Origin of the sequence: Humibacter sp., from assembly GCF_035547335.1 — a bacterium.
Taxonomy (GTDB): domain Bacteria; phylum Actinomycetota; class Actinomycetes; order Actinomycetales; family Microbacteriaceae; genus Humibacter.
Window position 1 is genome coordinate 10,729 of the sequence record NZ_DASZVF010000077.1, and the last position, 16,238, is coordinate 26,966.

13 protein-coding genes are annotated in these 16,238 nt (G+C 69.3%); 5 read left to right on the forward strand and 8 right to left on the reverse strand.

All coding sequences use genetic code 11. From position 1 onward, the window contains the following. The first annotated feature begins 11 nt into the window (after nucleotides 1-11). Together VHB92_RS15525 and VHB92_RS15530 are read left to right on the forward strand one after the other, a co-directional pair. Nucleotides 12-3,395 (forward strand): efflux RND transporter permease subunit, encoded by a 3,384-nt coding sequence (locus VHB92_RS15525; RefSeq protein WP_325454673.1) that lies wholly within the window; start codon nucleotides 12-14, stop codon nucleotides 3,393-3,395. 186 nt (nucleotides 3,396-3,581) lie between these two features. Next, nucleotides 3,582-5,150, forward strand: a complete 1,569-nt coding sequence (locus VHB92_RS15530; protein ID WP_325454674.1) for a cytosine permease — start codon at nucleotides 3,582-3,584, stop codon at nucleotides 5,148-5,150. Nucleotides 5,151-5,232: 82 nt separating this feature from the next. On the opposite strand, the gene VHB92_RS15535 is transcribed toward VHB92_RS15530, so the two are convergent. Beyond that, nucleotides 5,233-6,276 (reverse strand): alpha/beta hydrolase, encoded by a 1,044-nt coding sequence (locus VHB92_RS15535; protein WP_325454675.1) that lies wholly within the window; start codon nucleotides 6,274-6,276, stop codon nucleotides 5,233-5,235. 486 nt (nucleotides 6,277-6,762) lie between these two features. On the opposite strand from VHB92_RS15535, the gene VHB92_RS15540 reads away from it, so the two are divergent. Next, entirely contained in the window at nucleotides 6,763-8,799 is a 2,037-nt protein-coding gene (locus VHB92_RS15540) for a DEAD/DEAH box helicase (protein WP_325454676.1), read from the forward strand. Between the two features lie 90 nt (nucleotides 8,800-8,889). Here VHB92_RS15540 and VHB92_RS15545 read toward each other — a convergent pair whose 3' ends face one another. Beyond that, a complete protein-coding gene (locus VHB92_RS15545; RefSeq protein WP_325454677.1) occupies nucleotides 8,890-9,321 on the reverse strand; it encodes a hypothetical protein in 432 nt (143 codons plus the stop codon). Nucleotides 9,322-9,805: 484 nt separating this feature from the next. Here VHB92_RS15545 and VHB92_RS15550 point away from each other — a divergent pair, with 484 nt between their 5' ends. Further along, complete coding sequence (locus VHB92_RS15550; RefSeq protein ID WP_325454678.1) at nucleotides 9,806-10,150, forward strand: hypothetical protein; 345 nt, start codon at nucleotides 9,806-9,808, stop codon at nucleotides 10,148-10,150. Nucleotides 10,151-10,213: 63 nt separating this feature from the next. Here the strand turns inward: VHB92_RS15550 and VHB92_RS15555 are convergent, their stop codons facing one another. Together VHB92_RS15555 and VHB92_RS15560 are read right to left on the reverse strand one after the other, a co-directional pair. Next, nucleotides 10,214-10,735, reverse strand: a complete 522-nt coding sequence (locus tag VHB92_RS15555) for a MarR family transcriptional regulator (protein ID WP_325454679.1) — start codon at nucleotides 10,733-10,735, stop codon at nucleotides 10,214-10,216. Between the two features lie 16 nt (nucleotides 10,736-10,751). Continuing rightward, nucleotides 10,752-12,581 (reverse strand): MFS transporter, encoded by a 1,830-nt coding sequence (locus tag VHB92_RS15560; RefSeq protein WP_325454680.1) that lies wholly within the window; start codon nucleotides 12,579-12,581, stop codon nucleotides 10,752-10,754. A 146-nt stretch (nucleotides 12,582-12,727) separates the two neighbouring features. On the opposite strand from VHB92_RS15560, the gene VHB92_RS15565 reads away from it, so the two are divergent. Then, nucleotides 12,728-13,099, forward strand: a complete 372-nt coding sequence (locus VHB92_RS15565) for a hypothetical protein (RefSeq protein ID WP_325454681.1) — start codon at nucleotides 12,728-12,730, stop codon at nucleotides 13,097-13,099. A gap of 56 nt (nucleotides 13,100-13,155) precedes the next feature. On the opposite strand, the gene VHB92_RS15570 is transcribed toward VHB92_RS15565, so the two are convergent. The 4 genes from VHB92_RS15570 to VHB92_RS15585 form a co-directional block, all read right to left on the reverse strand. Further along, nucleotides 13,156-13,842: an SDR family oxidoreductase gene (locus VHB92_RS15570; protein WP_325454682.1), complete on the reverse strand. Its 687-nt coding sequence runs from the start codon at nucleotides 13,840-13,842 to the stop codon at nucleotides 13,156-13,158. A gap of 34 nt (nucleotides 13,843-13,876) precedes the next feature. Continuing rightward, complete coding sequence (locus VHB92_RS15575) at nucleotides 13,877-14,614, reverse strand: copper resistance CopC family protein (protein ID WP_325454683.1); 738 nt, start codon at nucleotides 14,612-14,614, stop codon at nucleotides 13,877-13,879. Beyond that, nucleotides 14,614-15,402, reverse strand: a complete 789-nt coding sequence (locus VHB92_RS15580) for a YcnI family protein (protein ID WP_325454684.1) — start codon at nucleotides 15,400-15,402, stop codon at nucleotides 14,614-14,616. Before VHB92_RS15580 ends, VHB92_RS15575 begins: the two co-directional genes overlap by 1 nt. A 219-nt stretch (nucleotides 15,403-15,621) precedes the next feature. After that, nucleotides 15,622-16,215 carry a hypothetical protein gene (locus tag VHB92_RS15585; protein ID WP_325454685.1) on the reverse strand — a complete coding sequence of 198 codons (594 nt, stop codon included), beginning with the start codon at nucleotides 16,213-16,215 and terminating at the stop codon, nucleotides 15,622-15,624. Between the last annotated feature and the right edge of the window lie 23 nt (nucleotides 16,216-16,238).

The following is a 16,238-nucleotide window of genomic DNA, read 5'->3' on the forward strand; positions in this document are numbered from 1 at the left end:
AAGGATTCCGCGTGCACTCGCTTGCCGTTCTGAGCATGAAGAACCGTGCTCTCATCGCGCTCGTCACGATCGTGGCCGCCGTCTTCGGCGGCATAGCGCTGAACAACCTCAAGCAGGAGCTCGCGCCTTCGATCGAGTTTCCTCAGCTGGCCATCGTCACGAGCTATCCGGGCGCATCCCCTGAGGTGGTCAACAACGACGTCAGCACTCCCATCGAGTCGGCCATCCAGGGCGTGCCGGATCTCGACAGCACCTCGGCGGTGAGCAGCACGAACCAGTCGCTCATCACCGCGAAGTTCACGTACGGCACCAATCTGGCCACGGCCGAGCAGAAGCTCGATCAGGCCATCAACCGCACCAAGTCGACGCTGCCCGACAACGTCGACCCGCAGGTGCTCAGCGGCAGCTTCGACGACCTGCCCGTCATCCAACTCGCCGTCACAAGCGACGAGAGCGGCAAGCAGCTCGGTGACGACATCACGCGGCTCGTGCTTCCCGACCTCAAGAAGGTCGACGGCGTCAACGACGCGCAGCTCATCGGACAGGTGGGTCAGCGCGTGACCATCACACCGGATGCCGCCAAGCTCGCGGCCGCGGGCCTGAGCGTGCAGTCCATCAAAGACGCGCTGAGCCAGAACGGCGTGCTCCTGCCAGCAGGCTCCATCACCCAGGACGACAAGACGTTGTCGGTGCAGACCGGCTCCACCATCACGTCGGTCGACCAGATCGCCTCGCTGCCGCTCGTGTCGACGGCCTCGGGCGCGGGTGCAGGCACCACGGGGGCGTCGGCGGGCGGGCAGGCGGCGGGCGGGCAGGCGTCCGGCGGGCAGGCATCCGCAGGGCAGACCGCCGGGAGTCAGGCCTCAGGGGCCCAGGCATCCGGCGCCAAGCCGCCGGCGACGCAGGTCGTGTCGGCGCACACGATCGGCGAGGTGGCCTCGGTCAAGCTGACGGATGACCCGAGCACCTCGATTTCGCGGGTGAACGGCGAGCCTGCGCTCACCATCGCCGTCACTAAGCTGCCGAGCGCCAACACCGTCGAGGTGTCGAAGGCCGTGAACAAGATCGTTCCGGATCTCCGCGACAAGCTCGGTCACGGCGCGAAGTTCACGGTCGTGTTCGATCAGGCGCCGTTCATCGAGCAGTCGATCGACTCGCTCACCGAGGAGGGCCTGCTCGGACTGCTGTTCGCGGTGATCGTCATCCTGATCTTCCTGCTGTCGATCCGCTCCACCCTGGTCACGGCGATCTCCATCCCTACCTCCGTACTGATCACGTTCATCGGCATGTGGGCGAGCGGCTACACGCTCAACATCATCACGCTCGGCGGCCTGACCATCGCGATCGGGCGCGTGGTGGATGACTCCATCGTCGTGATCGAGAACATCAAGCGGCACCTCGTCGCCGGCGTCGACCGGGCGAAGACGATCCTGGATGCCGTGCGCGAGGTGGCCGGAGCCATCACGGCCTCCACCATCACGACCGTCGCCGTGTTCCTGCCCATCGCGTTCGTCGGCGACGTGACGGGCGAGCTGTTCCGGCCGTTCGCCGTGACGGTGACGATCGCCCTGCTGTCGTCGTTGCTCGTGGCGCTGACGATCGTGCCGGTGCTCGCGTACTGGTTCCTCAGACCGCCGAAGCCCAGGAAGGCGAAGACGGAGCAGGATGCCGAGCGGGAGGCCGACGAGGCGAGCCACCTCTCCATCTCGGATGCGGTGGCGAGCGGTCACGACGAGCTCGAGCATCCGTCGCGCCTGCAGAAGGGCTACCTGCCCATCATCAACTGGACGCTCAAGCACTCCGCCGTGACGATCGTCATCGCGGTGCTCGTGCTCGGCGGCACTCTCGCGCTCACGCCGCTCATGAAGACGAACTTCCTCGGCTCCACGGGCCAGAACACGCTGACGGTGTCGCAGACGTTCCCGCCAGGCACCAGCCTGCAGGCGGAGGACGACGCCGCGAAGGTCGTGGAGAAGAAGCTGCTCTCGATCGACGGCATCAAGACGGTGCAGCTCTCGATCGGCTCCAGCGGCAGCGCGCTCCGGGATGCCTTCGCGGGCGGCTCGGGCGGAGCCACGTTCTCGATCACGACCGATCCGGATGCCGATCAGAATGCGCTGCAGGCGACTGTGAAGAAGCAGGTGGACGACCTCAAGACCGCGGGCGACGTCACGGTGTCGTCGAACAGCGGCTTCGGCGCATCCGACGACATCGAGATCGACATCACCGCCTCGACGCAGCAGGACCTGCAGAAGGCGTCGGACACCATCGTCGACAACGTGAAGAAGCTGAGCTCGGTGAACCAGGTCACGAGCAACCTCAGCGCCTCGCTGCCGTACATCGCCGTCGACGTGAACCGCGCGACCGCCGCGGAGTACGGCCTGAGCGAGGTGGCGGTGGGCAGTCAGGTCTCACAGGCGATGCAGCCGACCCAGGTGGGAACCGTCGCCATCGACGACAGCTCCCTCAACATCTACATCGCGAACGCGAACCAGCCCATGAGCGTCGACGAGCTGAAGAACCTGCCCATCGTGACGGCGCGCGGCTCGCAGCCGCTCAGCACGCTCGCCGACGTCAAGCAGGCCAGCGGGCCCGCGACCGTCACGACCGAGCACGGCCTGCGCAGCGCCACCGTCACCGCGTCACCGAGCACGGACAACCTCGCGACGGCCAACTCGCAGGTGTCGAAGGCGCTCGCAGACGCGAAGCTGCCGCAGGGGGCATCCGCCACCATCGGCGGCGTCACGGCTAGCCAGGGATCCGCGTTCGCGCAGCTCGGCATCGCGTTGCTCGCGGCCATCCTCATCGTCTACGTCGTGATGGTCGCGACCTTCAGGTCGCTGCGGCAGCCGCTCATGCTGCTCATCTCCGTGCCGTTTGCCGCGACAGGGGCGATCGCGCTGCAGATCGCGTCGGGCATCCCGCTGGGCGTCGCATCCCTCATCGGCGTTCTCATGCTGATCGGCATCGTCGTCACGAACGCGATCGTGCTCGTCGACCTCGTGAACCAGTACCGCAGGAGAGGACTGTCGGTACCGGATGCCGTGCGGCACGGCGCGTCCCGCCGTCTGCGCCCCATCCTGATGACGGCCCTGGCGACGATCTTCGCGCTGCTGCCGATGGCCGTCGGGCTCACCGGGCACGGCGGGTTCATCTCGCAGCCGCTGGCCATCGTGGTGATCGGCGGGCTCGTCTCGTCGACGCTGCTCACGCTCGTCGTGCTGCCCACGCTGTACAACCTGGTGGAGGGTGCCAGGGACCGGAGGCGGGCGCGCAAGGCGCGCAGGAGCGGAGATCCGGATGCCGGTGGCGCCATCGGCCGGCCCGACCGGCCGATCGCACCCACGACTCCCACGACGTCACCGGAGCCCGTCGAGCCGTCGCCCGCGAGGTGAGCGCCGCCCGGGCGTCCGACTGAGTGTCCTGCTGAGCCGCCGGTCTGCGGCCGCGGTGTCCGGTATAGCAGACGCGAACCTCGTCCGAGCGCTCATGCCGTCGTCCTGACGGTCATAGCGTTACCGCACCGCGGCGTTTCACCCGTCTGGCATTCCGCCCGCGACGCCGCCATCAAGGAGTCGACGATGACACAGCGCCCAGCGACAGGACCGGCACCAGACGGGTCCCTCTCCGGAGGTCCGGCGACGGCCGTCCTCTCGACCGCGACGCCGCCGGTGATCGAGCGGCGGACCATCGACATGGTTCCCGATTCGGAGCGATACGGGCATCCACGCAACCAGTTCACGCTGTGGTTCGGCGCGAACATGCAGATCTCGACGGTTGTGACGGGCGCGCTCGCGGTCATCCTGGGCGCCAACGGGCTCTCGGCGATCATCGGCCTCGCCGTCGGCAACGTGCTGGGCGGCATCTTCATGGCGCTGCACTCCGCTCAGGGACCGCAGCTCGGCCTGCCGCAGATGATCTCCAGCCGGGTGCAGTTCGGCGTGCGCGGAGCCGCTCTTCCGCTCGTGCTCGTCATCATCATGTATCTCGGCTTCGCCTCGACGAGCGGGGTGCTCGCCGGCCAGGCGGTGAACCTCATCATCGGGGTGGACGCGCCCGTCGTCGGCATCCTCATCTTCGGCGTGCTGACGGCCGTGATCGCCATCTTCGGGTACCGGTGGATCCACGCGCTCGGCCGGATCGCGACGGTGCTCGGCTTCATCGTCTTCGCGTACCTGATCGTGCAGGTCTTCGTGCAGTACGACGTCGGCGCCAAGTTCCTGACGGCTCCGTTCGGCTGGGTGTCGTTCATCACCGCGGTCACCCTGGCTGCCGGATGGCAGATGACGTACGCGCCGTACGTCGCCGACTACTCGCGGTACCTGCCCCGCGAGACCACGGTGGCGTCGACGTTCTGGTCCACGTTCTCCGGCAGTGTGATCGGCACGCAGATCGCGATGTCGTTCGGTGTGCTGATCGCGCTCGTGGGCGGCTCCGCGTTCCTCGACAACCAGGTCGGATTCCTCGGCAAGCTCGCCGGCATCGGCGTCGCCGCGTTCATCACCTACCTCACGGTGCTGGTCGGCAAACTCACCGTGAACTGCCTGAACTCCTACGGCGGCTTCATGACCGTGCTCACCACGGTGACGGGCTTCAACAACACGCGCAGCATCTCGCAGCGCATGCGCTCCATCATCATCGTGGCGTTCGTCGCGGTGAGCGTGCTGATCGCCATCGCGGCCAGCGCGGACTTCCTGAACTTCTTCAAGAACTTCGTGCTGCTCCTGCTGGCGGTCTTCATTCCGTGGAGCGTCATCAACCTCACCGACTACTATTTCATCTCGCGTGAGAAGGTCGACATCCCCGCGCTGTACACGCCCAAGGGTCGGTACGGCTCGGTCAACCTGGTGGCCATCGTGAGCTACGTGATCGGCATCCTCGTGCAGATCCCGTTCCTGTCGCAGACGCTCTACACCGGGCCCATAGCGAAGGCGATGGGCGGCCTCGACATCTCGTGGGCCGTGGCGCTGGTCGTCACGTTCGCCATCTACTACCCCTGGGCCAAGCGCACGCTGCGGCATCCCGATCGCATGATCTACCCGGATGACGCGGCACATGCTGCTATGCCGCAAGCCGCGGGCGCCGCACCGCAGGGCGGCCGCGCGAGCGTCGACGATCCGGACGACAGCGCCTCGGAACTGACGAGGTGAGGAGAGGGCGTCGACCGACGAGGTGAGCGACGGCCGCCCACTCGCGGGTGGAGCAGGGCCGTCGCCTCCTCGGGCGCCCGCTTCAGCCGAGGTAGCGGTGCAGGAAGGCGGCGACGGCCGTGCGGGTGGTGGCATCCAGCTGGGCGATGGAGTGCGCGCGGCCCGGGACTAGCCGCAGCGTGGTGTGCACGCCCGCCTTCCGCAGGGCGGCGGCGAACGCATCACCCTGTTCGTGCGGCACGAAGTCGAACTCGGAGCCCTGGATGAACGCGGGCGGGTCGCTCGGATCGATGTGGGTGATCGCCGACGCGGCGGCCGCCTGCCGGCATCCCTCGAACGCCGTGCAGCCCAGATAGCCGAGCTCGAAGGATTGCAGTCCGGGACCGGGATGCCCGAGCAGCTGGCCCTGCGCCGTCAGGTCGACCGGACCCGAGATGTCGACGAGCGCCGCGACGCGGGTTCCGGTGTCGGTGGGGCCCGAGCCCTCGGTGGCCAGCAGGGCAGCGAGACTGCCGCCCGCCGAGCCGCCGAAGAGGCCGATCCGCTGCGGGTCCACGCCGTACCGCGCTGCGGTCGCGGGCTGCCGGATCCAGGCGATCGCCCTGCGGAGTTCGGCCGGCGCCACCGGATACCTGCCTTGCTCGCCCAGCGTGTAGTCGGCCGAGAACGTCACGAAGCCTTCCGCCGCCAGCCACTCGCACACCGTGTGGTAGCCGATGGTCCCCTTGTCGCCCCGGACCCAGCCGCCGCCGTGCACGAGGAGAACCGCGGGTCTGCTCTTGCCCTTGCTGACCGGAAAGCACACGTCGAGAGTCACCGGGGTGCCGTCCGGCGCTGCGCCGTAGCCCACGTTCCGCGTCGTGTGCATGCCGCCTGGCGGAACGAACGTGAGGATGCCGACGCCGGCCGGGACATCCTGCGCCTCTTCCCCTCGGGTCGCGGCGGCACCACGCGCATCGGCGGCGGCGGGTGTGGCGCGTATCGCCGTGCTGTGCGCCCGTGGTGCGAACACCGCGAGGCCGACCATCGCCAGCACGGCGACGGCCGCGATCGCGCACACGGTCATGAGCACGGAGCGCAGGCGGGCCCGTGGCGAGCGGGCGCTCGCCGGAGACGGTGTGATCACGGACGGGACGGATTCTCGGGAAAGCGGCTGTGCTGCAGGCTCCGGCTGGTCGGGTCGGAAGCGATGAACGGCGAGGCTGCGGGTGGACTGGTCTGACTAGAGGGTAGATCACGTCGGCGAGAACGCCCGGCGCGCAAACCCCCGCAGCGCCCTCCCGGCTGCGAATCGGCTCAGCCGAGCGCTCGAAGCGGGGTGGACAGTGCCCGCGACGCGCGCACAGCCGGCTGCCAGCGGGAATCCTGTAAGCTCGACCAGTCGGCTCTGGACACCGCGCGGCTTGCGCGGATGGGTTTGTAAGTCTGAGGGGCCGGTTCCGCAGGTGCACTCGCAGCCGATGAGCAGCCGTGTGCTGCAGCGGATGACCACTGTATGTGAACGGCCCTCACGGTGAGTGCGGTCGATGCCGCGCGCCGAAGGTTCTGCAAGGACGCGACGATCTGTCGCGGGTTCTGCCATGCACACCGAGAACAACCCAGAAAATCCCTGATGCCCAAGAACAAGAAGTCAGCAGCCGGCCGCGCGCCGAAGAACTTCGATCCCTCCTACGCCAGGAAGTCGAGCTTCAAGCCCGGCAGCCGCAGCGAAGGACACCGCGGTTACCGTGCAGCGGATGCGACGGATGCTCCGAAGAAGCGCCGCTGGAGCGCTGAAGAGCGCGCGGCGCGGGGCGCCTCACCCGAGCGTCCCCGCGGTGCGCAGTCCCGCGGCGGCGGTCGAGACCGCGATTTCGAGCGCGCCGACCGTGCCGACCAGCGCGGGTACGGCCGTTCGGCGGACCGCGGCTACGACCGCCCGCGTCAGGATCGCGCCGGATTGCGGGACGAGCGTCCCGCCCGCCGCTTCGACGACGACCGCCCGCGCCGGTTCGACGGTGAGCGCCCCGCTCGTCGCTTCGATGACCGGCCCCGCCGCGACTCGGCCGACCGCTACGGTGACCGTCCGGCGCGTAGGTTCGACGACGACCGCCCCCGTCGGCAGTCGGACGCCGGCCCGCGTCGATCCTTCGACGGTGACCGCCCTGCGCGTCGCTCCGACACCGACCGGCCCCGTCGCTTCAGCGACGAGCGTCCGCGTCGCTTCGGCGACGAGCGTCCGCGTCGTTTCGAGGACGAGCGTCCGCGGCGGTTCGACGATGACCGTCCGCGCCGCTCCTACGATGACCGTCCCCGCCGTTTCGACGGCGACCGCCGGTCGGAAGCCCCGCGCGAGCGCCGCGACTCCTCCTTCTACCCGTCGCGCGACGCGCAGGCGCGCAGCACGTCGAACGACGACGTGGTGCTCGAGCGGCTCGAGGCCGACGCGATCCAGGCATCCGATGTGGACGGCGTGACGTTCGCCGACCTCGGCCTCGGTGGCAACATCGTGCGGGCGCTCGGCGAGCTGGGCGCTGCCGCGCCGTTCCCGATCCAGGCGGCCACGATTCCTGTGGTGCTCACCGGACGCGACGTACTCGGCCGCGGCCGCACCGGCAGCGGAAAGACCATCGCCTTCGCGGCGCCGCTCGTGGAGCGTCTGATGACGCTGTGGGCCGAGTCCGGCCGCGCGAACGGCAAGCGCACGATGGGTCGCGCGCCTCGGGCCCTCATCATGGCGCCGACGCGTGAGCTCGCTCTGCAGATCGACCGCACGGTGCAGCCGATCGCCCGCAGCGTCGGGCTCTTCACCACGCAGATCTACGGCGGCGTGCCGCAGGCTCGTCAGGTGGGAGCCCTGCGTCGCGGTGTCGACATCGTGATCGGCACGCCCGGACGCATCGAGGACCTCATCGAGCAGGGCCACCTCGACCTCAGCGAGGTGGTCATCACGGTGCTCGACGAGGCCGACCACATGTGCGACCTCGGATTCCTCGAGCCGGTGCAGTGCATCATCCGCAAGACGAGCGAAGGCGGCCAGAAGCTGCTGTTCTCCGCCACCCTCGACACGGGCGTCGCATCGCTCGTCGACGAGTTCCTGGTCGACCCTGCCGTGCACGAGGTCGCAGGCGAGGACCAGGCGTCCGGAACGATCGACCACCGCGTGTTCGTCATCGAGCACCGCGAGAAGGGTGCGATCGTCGAGCAGCTCGCCGACCGTGACGGCAAGACGCTCATCTTCGCGCGCACTCGGGCGTTCGCCGAGCAGCTCGCGGATCAGCTCGACGACGCGGGCATCCCCGCCGTCTCGCTGCACGGCGACCTGAGCCAGTCGCGCCGCCAGCGCAACCTCGACAAGCTGTCGAACGGTCGCGTGTCGGTGCTCGTGGCCACGGATGTCGCCGCTCGCGGCATCCACGTCGACGACATCGATCTCGTGATCCAGGCCGACGCCCCCGACGAGTACAAGACGTACCTGCACCGCTCGGGCCGCACGGGCCGCGCGGGCAAGCCGGGCACGGTCGTCACGCTCATCCCTCGTCAGCGTCGCCGCCGTATGGCGGAGCTGCTGGGCCGGGCCGAGATCGAGGCCGCGTTCGAGGATGTCGCGGCAGGGGACGCCGCGATCAGCGATGTCGTCGTCGGCGTCACCGAGGCACCGGTCGGTTGACCGCCGGCGCGCGAACGCCGAACGCAAGCGCCCCGACTCCCAACCGGTGAGTCGGGGCGCTTCGTCGTCTGCGGCGCAGGCGGCGTGCCGTCAGCGGGCCACGGATGTGCGACCCGTGACGAGGGCGGTCGCCCCGACACCGACGTACAGGGCGGCCGCCGCGACGAATCCCACCGACATGAGGAACGACAGCCAGTCGTTGCCGGTGAGCATGGTGCCCACTCCGGCGAGGAACGTGAGGATGATGACGACGAACGCCCACAGCGCCGTCCGCGCGCTCACTGCAGCGGCTCGGGCGGCCAGCCAGGTCCGCACGGCCACCACGATGAGCCCGATCCCGACCAGGGCGTGCAGCGCGAGCACGATGCCGGCGACGACGACTCCGGCTCCCGTGTTCTCCTCCGGGCCGCCGATGAGGTTGGCGGCCATCCCGAGCAGGAACTGGAGCGCCAGTGCAGAGAGCGCCTCACGGGATCGCCGGATGAGCCCCTCTGGACCGCTGTTGCGGCTCTGCAATGACATGGTGGTCTCCCTCCCGGCCGATCGCTTCGGCTCGCATCCGTCAGTCTGGTGGCGAGCCGTGCCCGTTGACATCGAGCGGGAGGAGTAACTCTGGCTACTCTGCGCGGAGTAGCCGACTGCACAGGCGTTGGCACGCTGATCGTCAACCCCTGGCACCTGTGCCGGCGAAGGGGGAGCGTGGCGCCATGACTGACACATCGAAGCCAGAAGGCAGCGATCTGCCTACACCGCCTGGGCATGTCGATCCCGACAGCGATCCTCAGGACCCGGTGCAGCCAGGGGCCCGGTTCCGCCCGGCGCGCCGACCGGTCCTGGCGGTCCCACCGAGCCGGACGTCACGCCAGATCAGCCGAGCCAGCCGGGCGGACCCGGCGATCCGTCTCCGGAGCCGAACGCGCCGTCGCCGTCCGAGCCGACGGTACCGACGCCGACCGAGCCGACGGTTCCCGATCCGAGCGGGCCGCCGTCGGATGACGCAGCCCGCGTGCTCAACATGCCCGGAACGGCCGACATGCCGGCGACCGACAGCACGAGCAGCGGTTCCGGCGGTTCGTCCGGCGGAGCCGGCGGCGAAGGCGACGAGCGCTTCGTGCGCGGCGAGGGCGTCGGCGGCTCGGACGCGAATCTCGGCGCGCTGGCGCAGGATGTCGCGCATCCGTTCGATCAGACCAACGGCATCCTCGAGGAGCTGGAGGGCGACGCGGACGACCCGGACCGCGTGGAAGAGCGCCTGGGCGGCGAGAACGTGTTCGAGCGCGCCTTCTCCGACCGCGAGGGGGGAGACGACTTCGGCCGCGAGGAGGAGATCGACGAGGACGAAGGCCCCTGAACCCGTCGCCGCGCCAGTCGGCTCTTCGCCCAGCCGCGAGCCGTCGGGCCGGCTCTCCGCCCGCTACCGGTCGGAGCTCTCCGGCGGAGGCACGTACACGGCCGCGATCTCCAGCGCATCGAGCGCAGCGGCGACGGTGGCCAGCTCGTGGTGGTCGAGCCCGGCCAGCAGCACCGAGATGCGTTTCGCCCGCTCCGCCCGCGCACTCTGGATGGCGGCCCTCCCCGCTTCCGTCGCGCTGACCAGCCACGAGCGTCCGTCGGCGGGATCGGGCTGCCGCTCGATCAGCCCTCTCGACTCGAGTTCGGCCACCACGCGGGTGGCACTGGGAGCCGCCACGGATTCGATCCGTGCGAGGTCGCCCGGCCGGAGCGGTCCGTGCCGCACGGTGCTCGAGAGCGCGGAGAGCTGCGCCTGGCTCAGACCCTCACCGACGGCGCGGATGCGCCGGTTGATGCGTCCGATGACGACCGCCAGCCTGGCGGCGGTCTCCTCGCGCTCGTGTTCTTCCCGCCCGCGATCCGCGTCGACGGAGACGCCGACAGCTCCGGGTGCCGGCCGGTGTACGTCCGGTGGGGTGCGCATCCGTCGATCCTAGGTTCTAGGCGCCACCGGACGCATCCGGCCCGGTGGGAGCCGAGGCTGACATGGAGCCGGACGCGATCGCGTGCGTCGCGCGAGCAGCGACCGCCTCGTCGTCGCCGTGACCGATGGCGGTCGGCACGGTGTCGACGTGCACGAACTTCTTGCCGCGGCTGAACGAGGCAATGGCGCCGATGAGCGACATGATGGCCGCCGCGACGAACACCACGACGAGACCGTCGTGGAACGGCTGCTGGATGAGCTGTGGGAAGAACTCCTTGCCCGTGAGCGCGGCGGCGTCGGATGCGGGCAGCTTGGCGAGCACGCCCGTCGGGCCGAGCAGGCTCTGGATCGGGTTGTAGCCGAGGAACGCGGCGAAGACGCTGCCGACCGGCGGTAGCTCGGAGATCTTCTGCGCAGCGGCCGTCGGAACGCCGTGCGAGGTCAGCCCGCTGTAGAGCGCGCTGGGCAGCGAGCTGGCGAGCCCGGAGATCAGCAGCGAGAAGAACAGCCCGATCGACAGCGACGTGCCGGCGTTCTGCACCGTGCCCGCCATGCCGGATGCCGCGCCTCGCTGATTCGCGGGCACGCTGTTCATGATCGCAGTGCGGTTCGGTGCGCCGAACATGCCGGAGCCGATGCCGGAGAGTCCCGTGATGATCGCGAACTGCCAGTACTCGAAGTTCACCGGGATGATCAGGAGCAGCACGAACGTGACGGCGACGATCACGAGACCGAGCGTCGCGAAGAACCGGGCGCCGAACCGATCGGACAGCACGCCGGAGAGCGGGCCGGCGATGAGGAACCCGATCGTGATCGGCAGCATGTAGATGCCGGCCCAGAGCGGCGTGTCGGCGTAGTTGAAGCCGTGCAGCGGAAGCCAGATGCCCTGCAGCCAGATGATGAGCATGAACTGCAGACCGCCCCGGCCGACGGATGCCAGCAGCCCCGCGAGGTTGGCCATGGCGAACGCGCGGATGCGGAACAGCCGCATGTTGAACATGGGCGCCTTCGCCCGCAGCTCGATGAACGCGAACACGACAAGCAGGACGATGCCGCCGGCGATCCCGCCGATCACCCACGGGTTGCCCCACCCGGTGGAGCTGTCGCCGTAGGGCTGTATGCCGTACGTGATCGCCGTGAGCAGCGCGGCCAGCCCGACGGCGAACGTGATGTTGCCAGGCCAGTCCAGCTTGCCGGGGTTCTTGGTTCCGACCTCCTTGAGGGAGATGTACGACCAGATGGTGCCGATGACGCCGATCGGAACGCTTACGAAGAACACGGCGCGCCAGTCGACGACGGCGAGAAGACCGCCGACGATGAGGCCGATGAAGCTGCCGGCGATCGCCGCCACCTGGTTGATGCCGAGCGCCATGCCCCTGCGGTGCGGGGGAAAGGCATCCGTCAGGATCGCCGTGGAGTTCGCGAACAGCATCGCGCCGCCGATGCCCTGCACGAAGCGCCATGCGATGAGCCACATGGCTCCCGGCCCGCTCGTGAATGGATCGAACGCCAGCGCGATGGAACCCACCGTGAAGACCACGAAGCCGAGGTTGTAGATGCGCACGCGGCCGTACATGTCGCCCAGACGACCGAACGTCACGACGAGAACGGCGGTGACGAGCATGTAGCCCATGAGCATCCAGAGCAGGTAGCTCACGTTGCCCGCGCCGAGTGGGTTCAGCTTGATGCCCTTGAAGATGGCGGGCAGCGAGATGATCACGATCGACGAGTTGATCGTGGCCATGAGCATGCCGAGCGTGGTGTTGCTCAGCGCGACCCACTTGTAGTGCGGGTGCTCCTTGCTGAAGATGGCGCGGGATGGCGGTGGTGTGGTAGCGGCTGTCACGGAACTCCAGGAACGGTGCGGCGGCGGCCGAGGAGCGGCACGTCGGCCAAAGTAGTTGCTTGTTGTGAAACAACTATAGTCGCGACGCCCGGGCTCGATCCCTTTCGGATCTTTGCTCCTCGCACATGCCATGACAGGGTCGAAGCATGAGCCACTACCAGCCGGATCCCCCGCTGCCGCAGGCCCCCGAGCCGTACCAGCCCGCTGCGCGCAACACCCTCGGCGTCGTCTCGTTCGCGGCAGGCCTCGCCACGGTGCTCGTCAGCATGATGCAGTCGCTCGTGCAGATTCTGCTCGTGCGGTTCGCCGGGTCAGGGATTCCGTACACGCTCGTGAACATCGCCGGGATGTCGCTGGTGGGCATCCTCGGCGCCGCCGCGCTCGTGCTCGGCATCGTCGCACTGCTGAGGCGCGGCGCGCCCAAGGGCCTCGCCGGCGCCGGCACGGCACTCGGCGGTCAGGCCGTGTTCTTCCTGCTCCTGAACCTCGTCGAGAACGCCGTGATCAGCTGGCGGTAGCCAGGCCGGGAAGCCGCACACCGCTCCTCAAGCGGCGAGGGAAGCCCCTCCCTCGCTTACGCGCCAGGGCGTACCCGCACGTCGGTGAGGTCGGCGTCGCGCGGCAGATCCAGCGCGGTGAGGATCGCGGCCACCACCGACTCGGGACGGATCCACTCCGCCTCGTCGTACTCGACGCCCTCCTGCTCGTGCACCTTCTGCTGCATCGGGGTGGCCGTGCGGCCCGGATACACGCTCGTCACTCGCACCCCGGCTGCGCGCTCCTCGGCTCGCAGTGCGTCGGCGACGGCGCGAAGGCCGAACTTGCTTGCGGCGTACGCGGTCCAGTCGGGCGATGCGGCGAGGCCGGCGCCCGAGTTGACGAAGACGACGCGTCCGGATGCCGCGCGCAGCGCCGGCAGCGCAAGGCGCGTGAGCTCGGCAGGCGCCACCAGGTTCACGTCGAGCGTGCGCCGCCACACGTCGACGGGCAACGAGGAGACGGGCCCGAGGTCGACCACCCCTGCGACGTGGAGCAGGTAGTCGAGAGCGGTGGGAATCCGTCCCTCCAGGGATGCCGCGAGCGACTCCGGACGCTCCAGGTCTCCGATCAGGGTGGTCGCCCCTGGGAACCGTGCTGACAGCTGCGCTGCGCGCTCGTCGTTCCGGGCGAGCAGCACGAGCTCGTCGCCCCTGTCGTGCAGCGCCGCGGCGAGCGCGGAGCCGATGCCGGAGGACGCGCCGGTGATCAGGTGGGTGGACATGCGTTCCAGTATCGCGTCGCGGCATCCACGTCGGTCACTCCTCGCGGCGACGTCTCGTGAGCAGGATCACCACGACCGCGGCGACGGCGAGCAGCACGATGGCACCGACGATCACGACGACGATCACGATCGCCCCGGCGTTCACCGTCCCCTCGGCCGTGCCGGCCCCCGCGGTCGGCGCGGCCGTGGCACCCGCGCTCTTGCAGGGGCTCGCCGCCGAGCCGGCAGCGGCCTTCGTCCCGGCGGGCGGCGCGTAGGTGAAGCTGATCGAATCGGAAACGACATGGCCGTCGGCCGAGACGATCTGCCAGGTCACCAGATACTTGCCCGCCTCGCCGAGTGCGACCGGAACGCTGATGTTGCGGTCGCTGATGGTGGGGCACGCCGTCTCGAAATGCGTGGAACGGCCATCCGGCCCCGTCACCTGCAGCAGTCCGCCGGGGCCGGACTTGGACAGGTCGAGCACGACATCGTCGAACGTGAGCTTGACGCTGTGGATCGGCGTCGTCTGGGTGGAGCCGGCTTTCGGCGAACTGTCGACCAGATAGTCATGCGCACTCGCCGGGGTGGCCAGGAGCGGGCCGACGGCCGCGGCCGCCGCAAGGGCGACGACCGCGGCCAGCCCGAGCACCGACCGGAGCAGCGGTCGGCGTAACGAGCCGCCCACCGATCCGCGCTTCGATCCGCGCACCGATACCCCGTTCGATCCGGGCGTCCATCGGCGGACCGCGCGGCTTCCACGGGATGCCGGCCGGGCAGAACGCGTGCGCATCAGGCGCGATCCTTGCCTGTGGTGGTCGTCGACGCGGTGGCCGCCGCTCCCGAGGTGTCGTCATCCGACGCGGCCCTGGGCCCAGGCCGTCGAGCGAGCGCGAGCACCGCCACGACCAGGGCGCCCAGCGCGAGCACCACTCCGGCAATGCCCATGCCGAGCGCGGCGGCATCCACCGAAGAGCCGCTGGAGACCGAAGGCGCGGGCGTGCTGCTCACGACCGTCGGAGTGGTGCCCGTCGGTGGTGCGTCGTTGATGTACAGCGTGGGCGCCGGATGCTCCGGCTCGGCGCCCGACGCCGGCGTCGGCTCGTCCCACTTCACGACCGAACCGTCCGAATAGGTCTGGATGGCAGGCAGCATGATCTTGCCGGTGTCGGGCACGATGCCCGCCGAGACGCTGAACTCCTGGAATTGGCCCGGCTCGATGGAGACGCCGGGATCGGCCGTCCAGACGATCTTCGTCGGTGCTTCCGTGACGGTGGCCCCGGAGATCTTCACCGGCTTCGCGAGCTTCGACGTCGTCACCTCCGCCGACCAGCCGGCCACCGGCTGGTACGAGACGGAGGTGAACGGGGTCTCGGTCGGCAGATCCACCTCGAGCTTGACCGTTCCGGCGGTGGCGGACTCGGTGGGAACCCGGAACGTGAGCACGGAGTAGCCACCGGCCGAGGCCTGGTCGGGGTCGATGCGAACGTGGGCGCTTGCCGCCAGCGGAGCGGCGAGTGCCAGTGCTGCTGCGGCGACGAGGGCCGCGCCTGTGGCCGCGATGGTGCGTTTCTTGGTCATGATTCTCTCTGGTCGATGTGTGCGCGGTGGCACGGAAGGGCATGGACGCTGATCGGGCGCGCCGGCAGCAGGGCGTGGTCGAGGACGGCCGTCAGCCGTGGTCGACGCGGGGATGCATCCAAAGCGCATCCGGAGAGAAGCAGTGAGAATCCGGGCACGACGTGGATGCGGAATGCTGCGGGCGAGCCGCCGGTCACATCCAGCACCGCCGGATGCGACCTAGGCGACCAGTGGCGGACCGCGGTGACGCAGCGCACCGAGCACGCGTGTCGGGGGCGCGAGGGTGACCGGACGCGTCTGCACGGGCATCCGTGCCGGTCCGGCGACGGGCGCGACGACGAGCGTGGCGATCGACGTCACCAGCAGAACCGTGAAGTTGGCCAGCGTCCGCAACGTGCGCTCGCCCTGGGAGAGCGCGACGAGGGTCACGACGGCGGCCGCGCCATGTGCCGCGAACATCAGCGGAGTGTCGTGGTGCATGGGCATGGAAGAACCCATCACGACCCCGATGTGCGATCCGGCGTGCACGTGTCCGGCAGGGGCTTCGAGCGAGGTTCCCGTCGCATCGGATCCGAGTCCGAACAGCAGGTGCAGCAGCAGCTGGCTGACGGCGACGGATGCCGCCTGTCGCCACAGCGCGATGCGTCGCCCCGCGAGAGCGACGCAGAGCGGAACGGCGAACGCCAGCGACAGCACGACCGCCAGAGTGGAGGGGAGGCCGCCGCCCGCAGCCTGATGGAAGAGCGCTGCGACGAAGACGGCGAAGGTCGCGGCCGCGGTGCCGCGGACCGCGCGAATGCCGCGTTCGGTCATGAAGCTCCCCATCGCGTGTGGAT

Bases quoted from the DNA above. Each gene is read 5' to 3' on its own strand.
- VHB92_RS15530 (WP_325454674.1), top strand. From the start codon at position 3,582: ATGACACAGCGCCCAGCGACAGGACCGGCACCAGACGGGTCCCTCTCC.
- VHB92_RS15540 (WP_325454676.1), top strand. From the start codon at position 6,763: ATGCCCAAGAACAAGAAGTCAGCAGCCGGCCGCGCGCCGAAGAACTTC.
- VHB92_RS15545 (WP_325454677.1), bottom strand. From the start codon at position 9,321: ATGTCATTGCAGAGCCGCAACAGCGGTCCAGAGGGGCTCATCCGGCGA.
- VHB92_RS15555 (WP_325454679.1), bottom strand. From the start codon at position 10,735: ATGCGCACCCCACCGGACGTACACCGGCCGGCACCCGGAGCTGTCGGC.
- VHB92_RS15565 (WP_325454681.1), top strand. From the start codon at position 12,728: ATGAGCCACTACCAGCCGGATCCCCCGCTGCCGCAGGCCCCCGAGCCG.
- VHB92_RS15570 (WP_325454682.1), bottom strand. From the start codon at position 13,842: ATGTCCACCCACCTGATCACCGGCGCGTCCTCCGGCATCGGCTCCGCG.
- VHB92_RS15575 (WP_325454683.1), bottom strand. From the start codon at position 14,614: ATGCGCACGCGTTCTGCCCGGCCGGCATCCCGTGGAAGCCGCGCGGTC.
- VHB92_RS15580 (WP_325454684.1), bottom strand. From the start codon at position 15,402: ATGACCAAGAAACGCACCATCGCGGCCACAGGCGCGGCCCTCGTCGCC.
- VHB92_RS15585 (WP_325454685.1), bottom strand. From the start codon at position 16,215: ATGACCGAACGCGGCATTCGCGCGGTCCGCGGCACCGCGGCCGCGACC.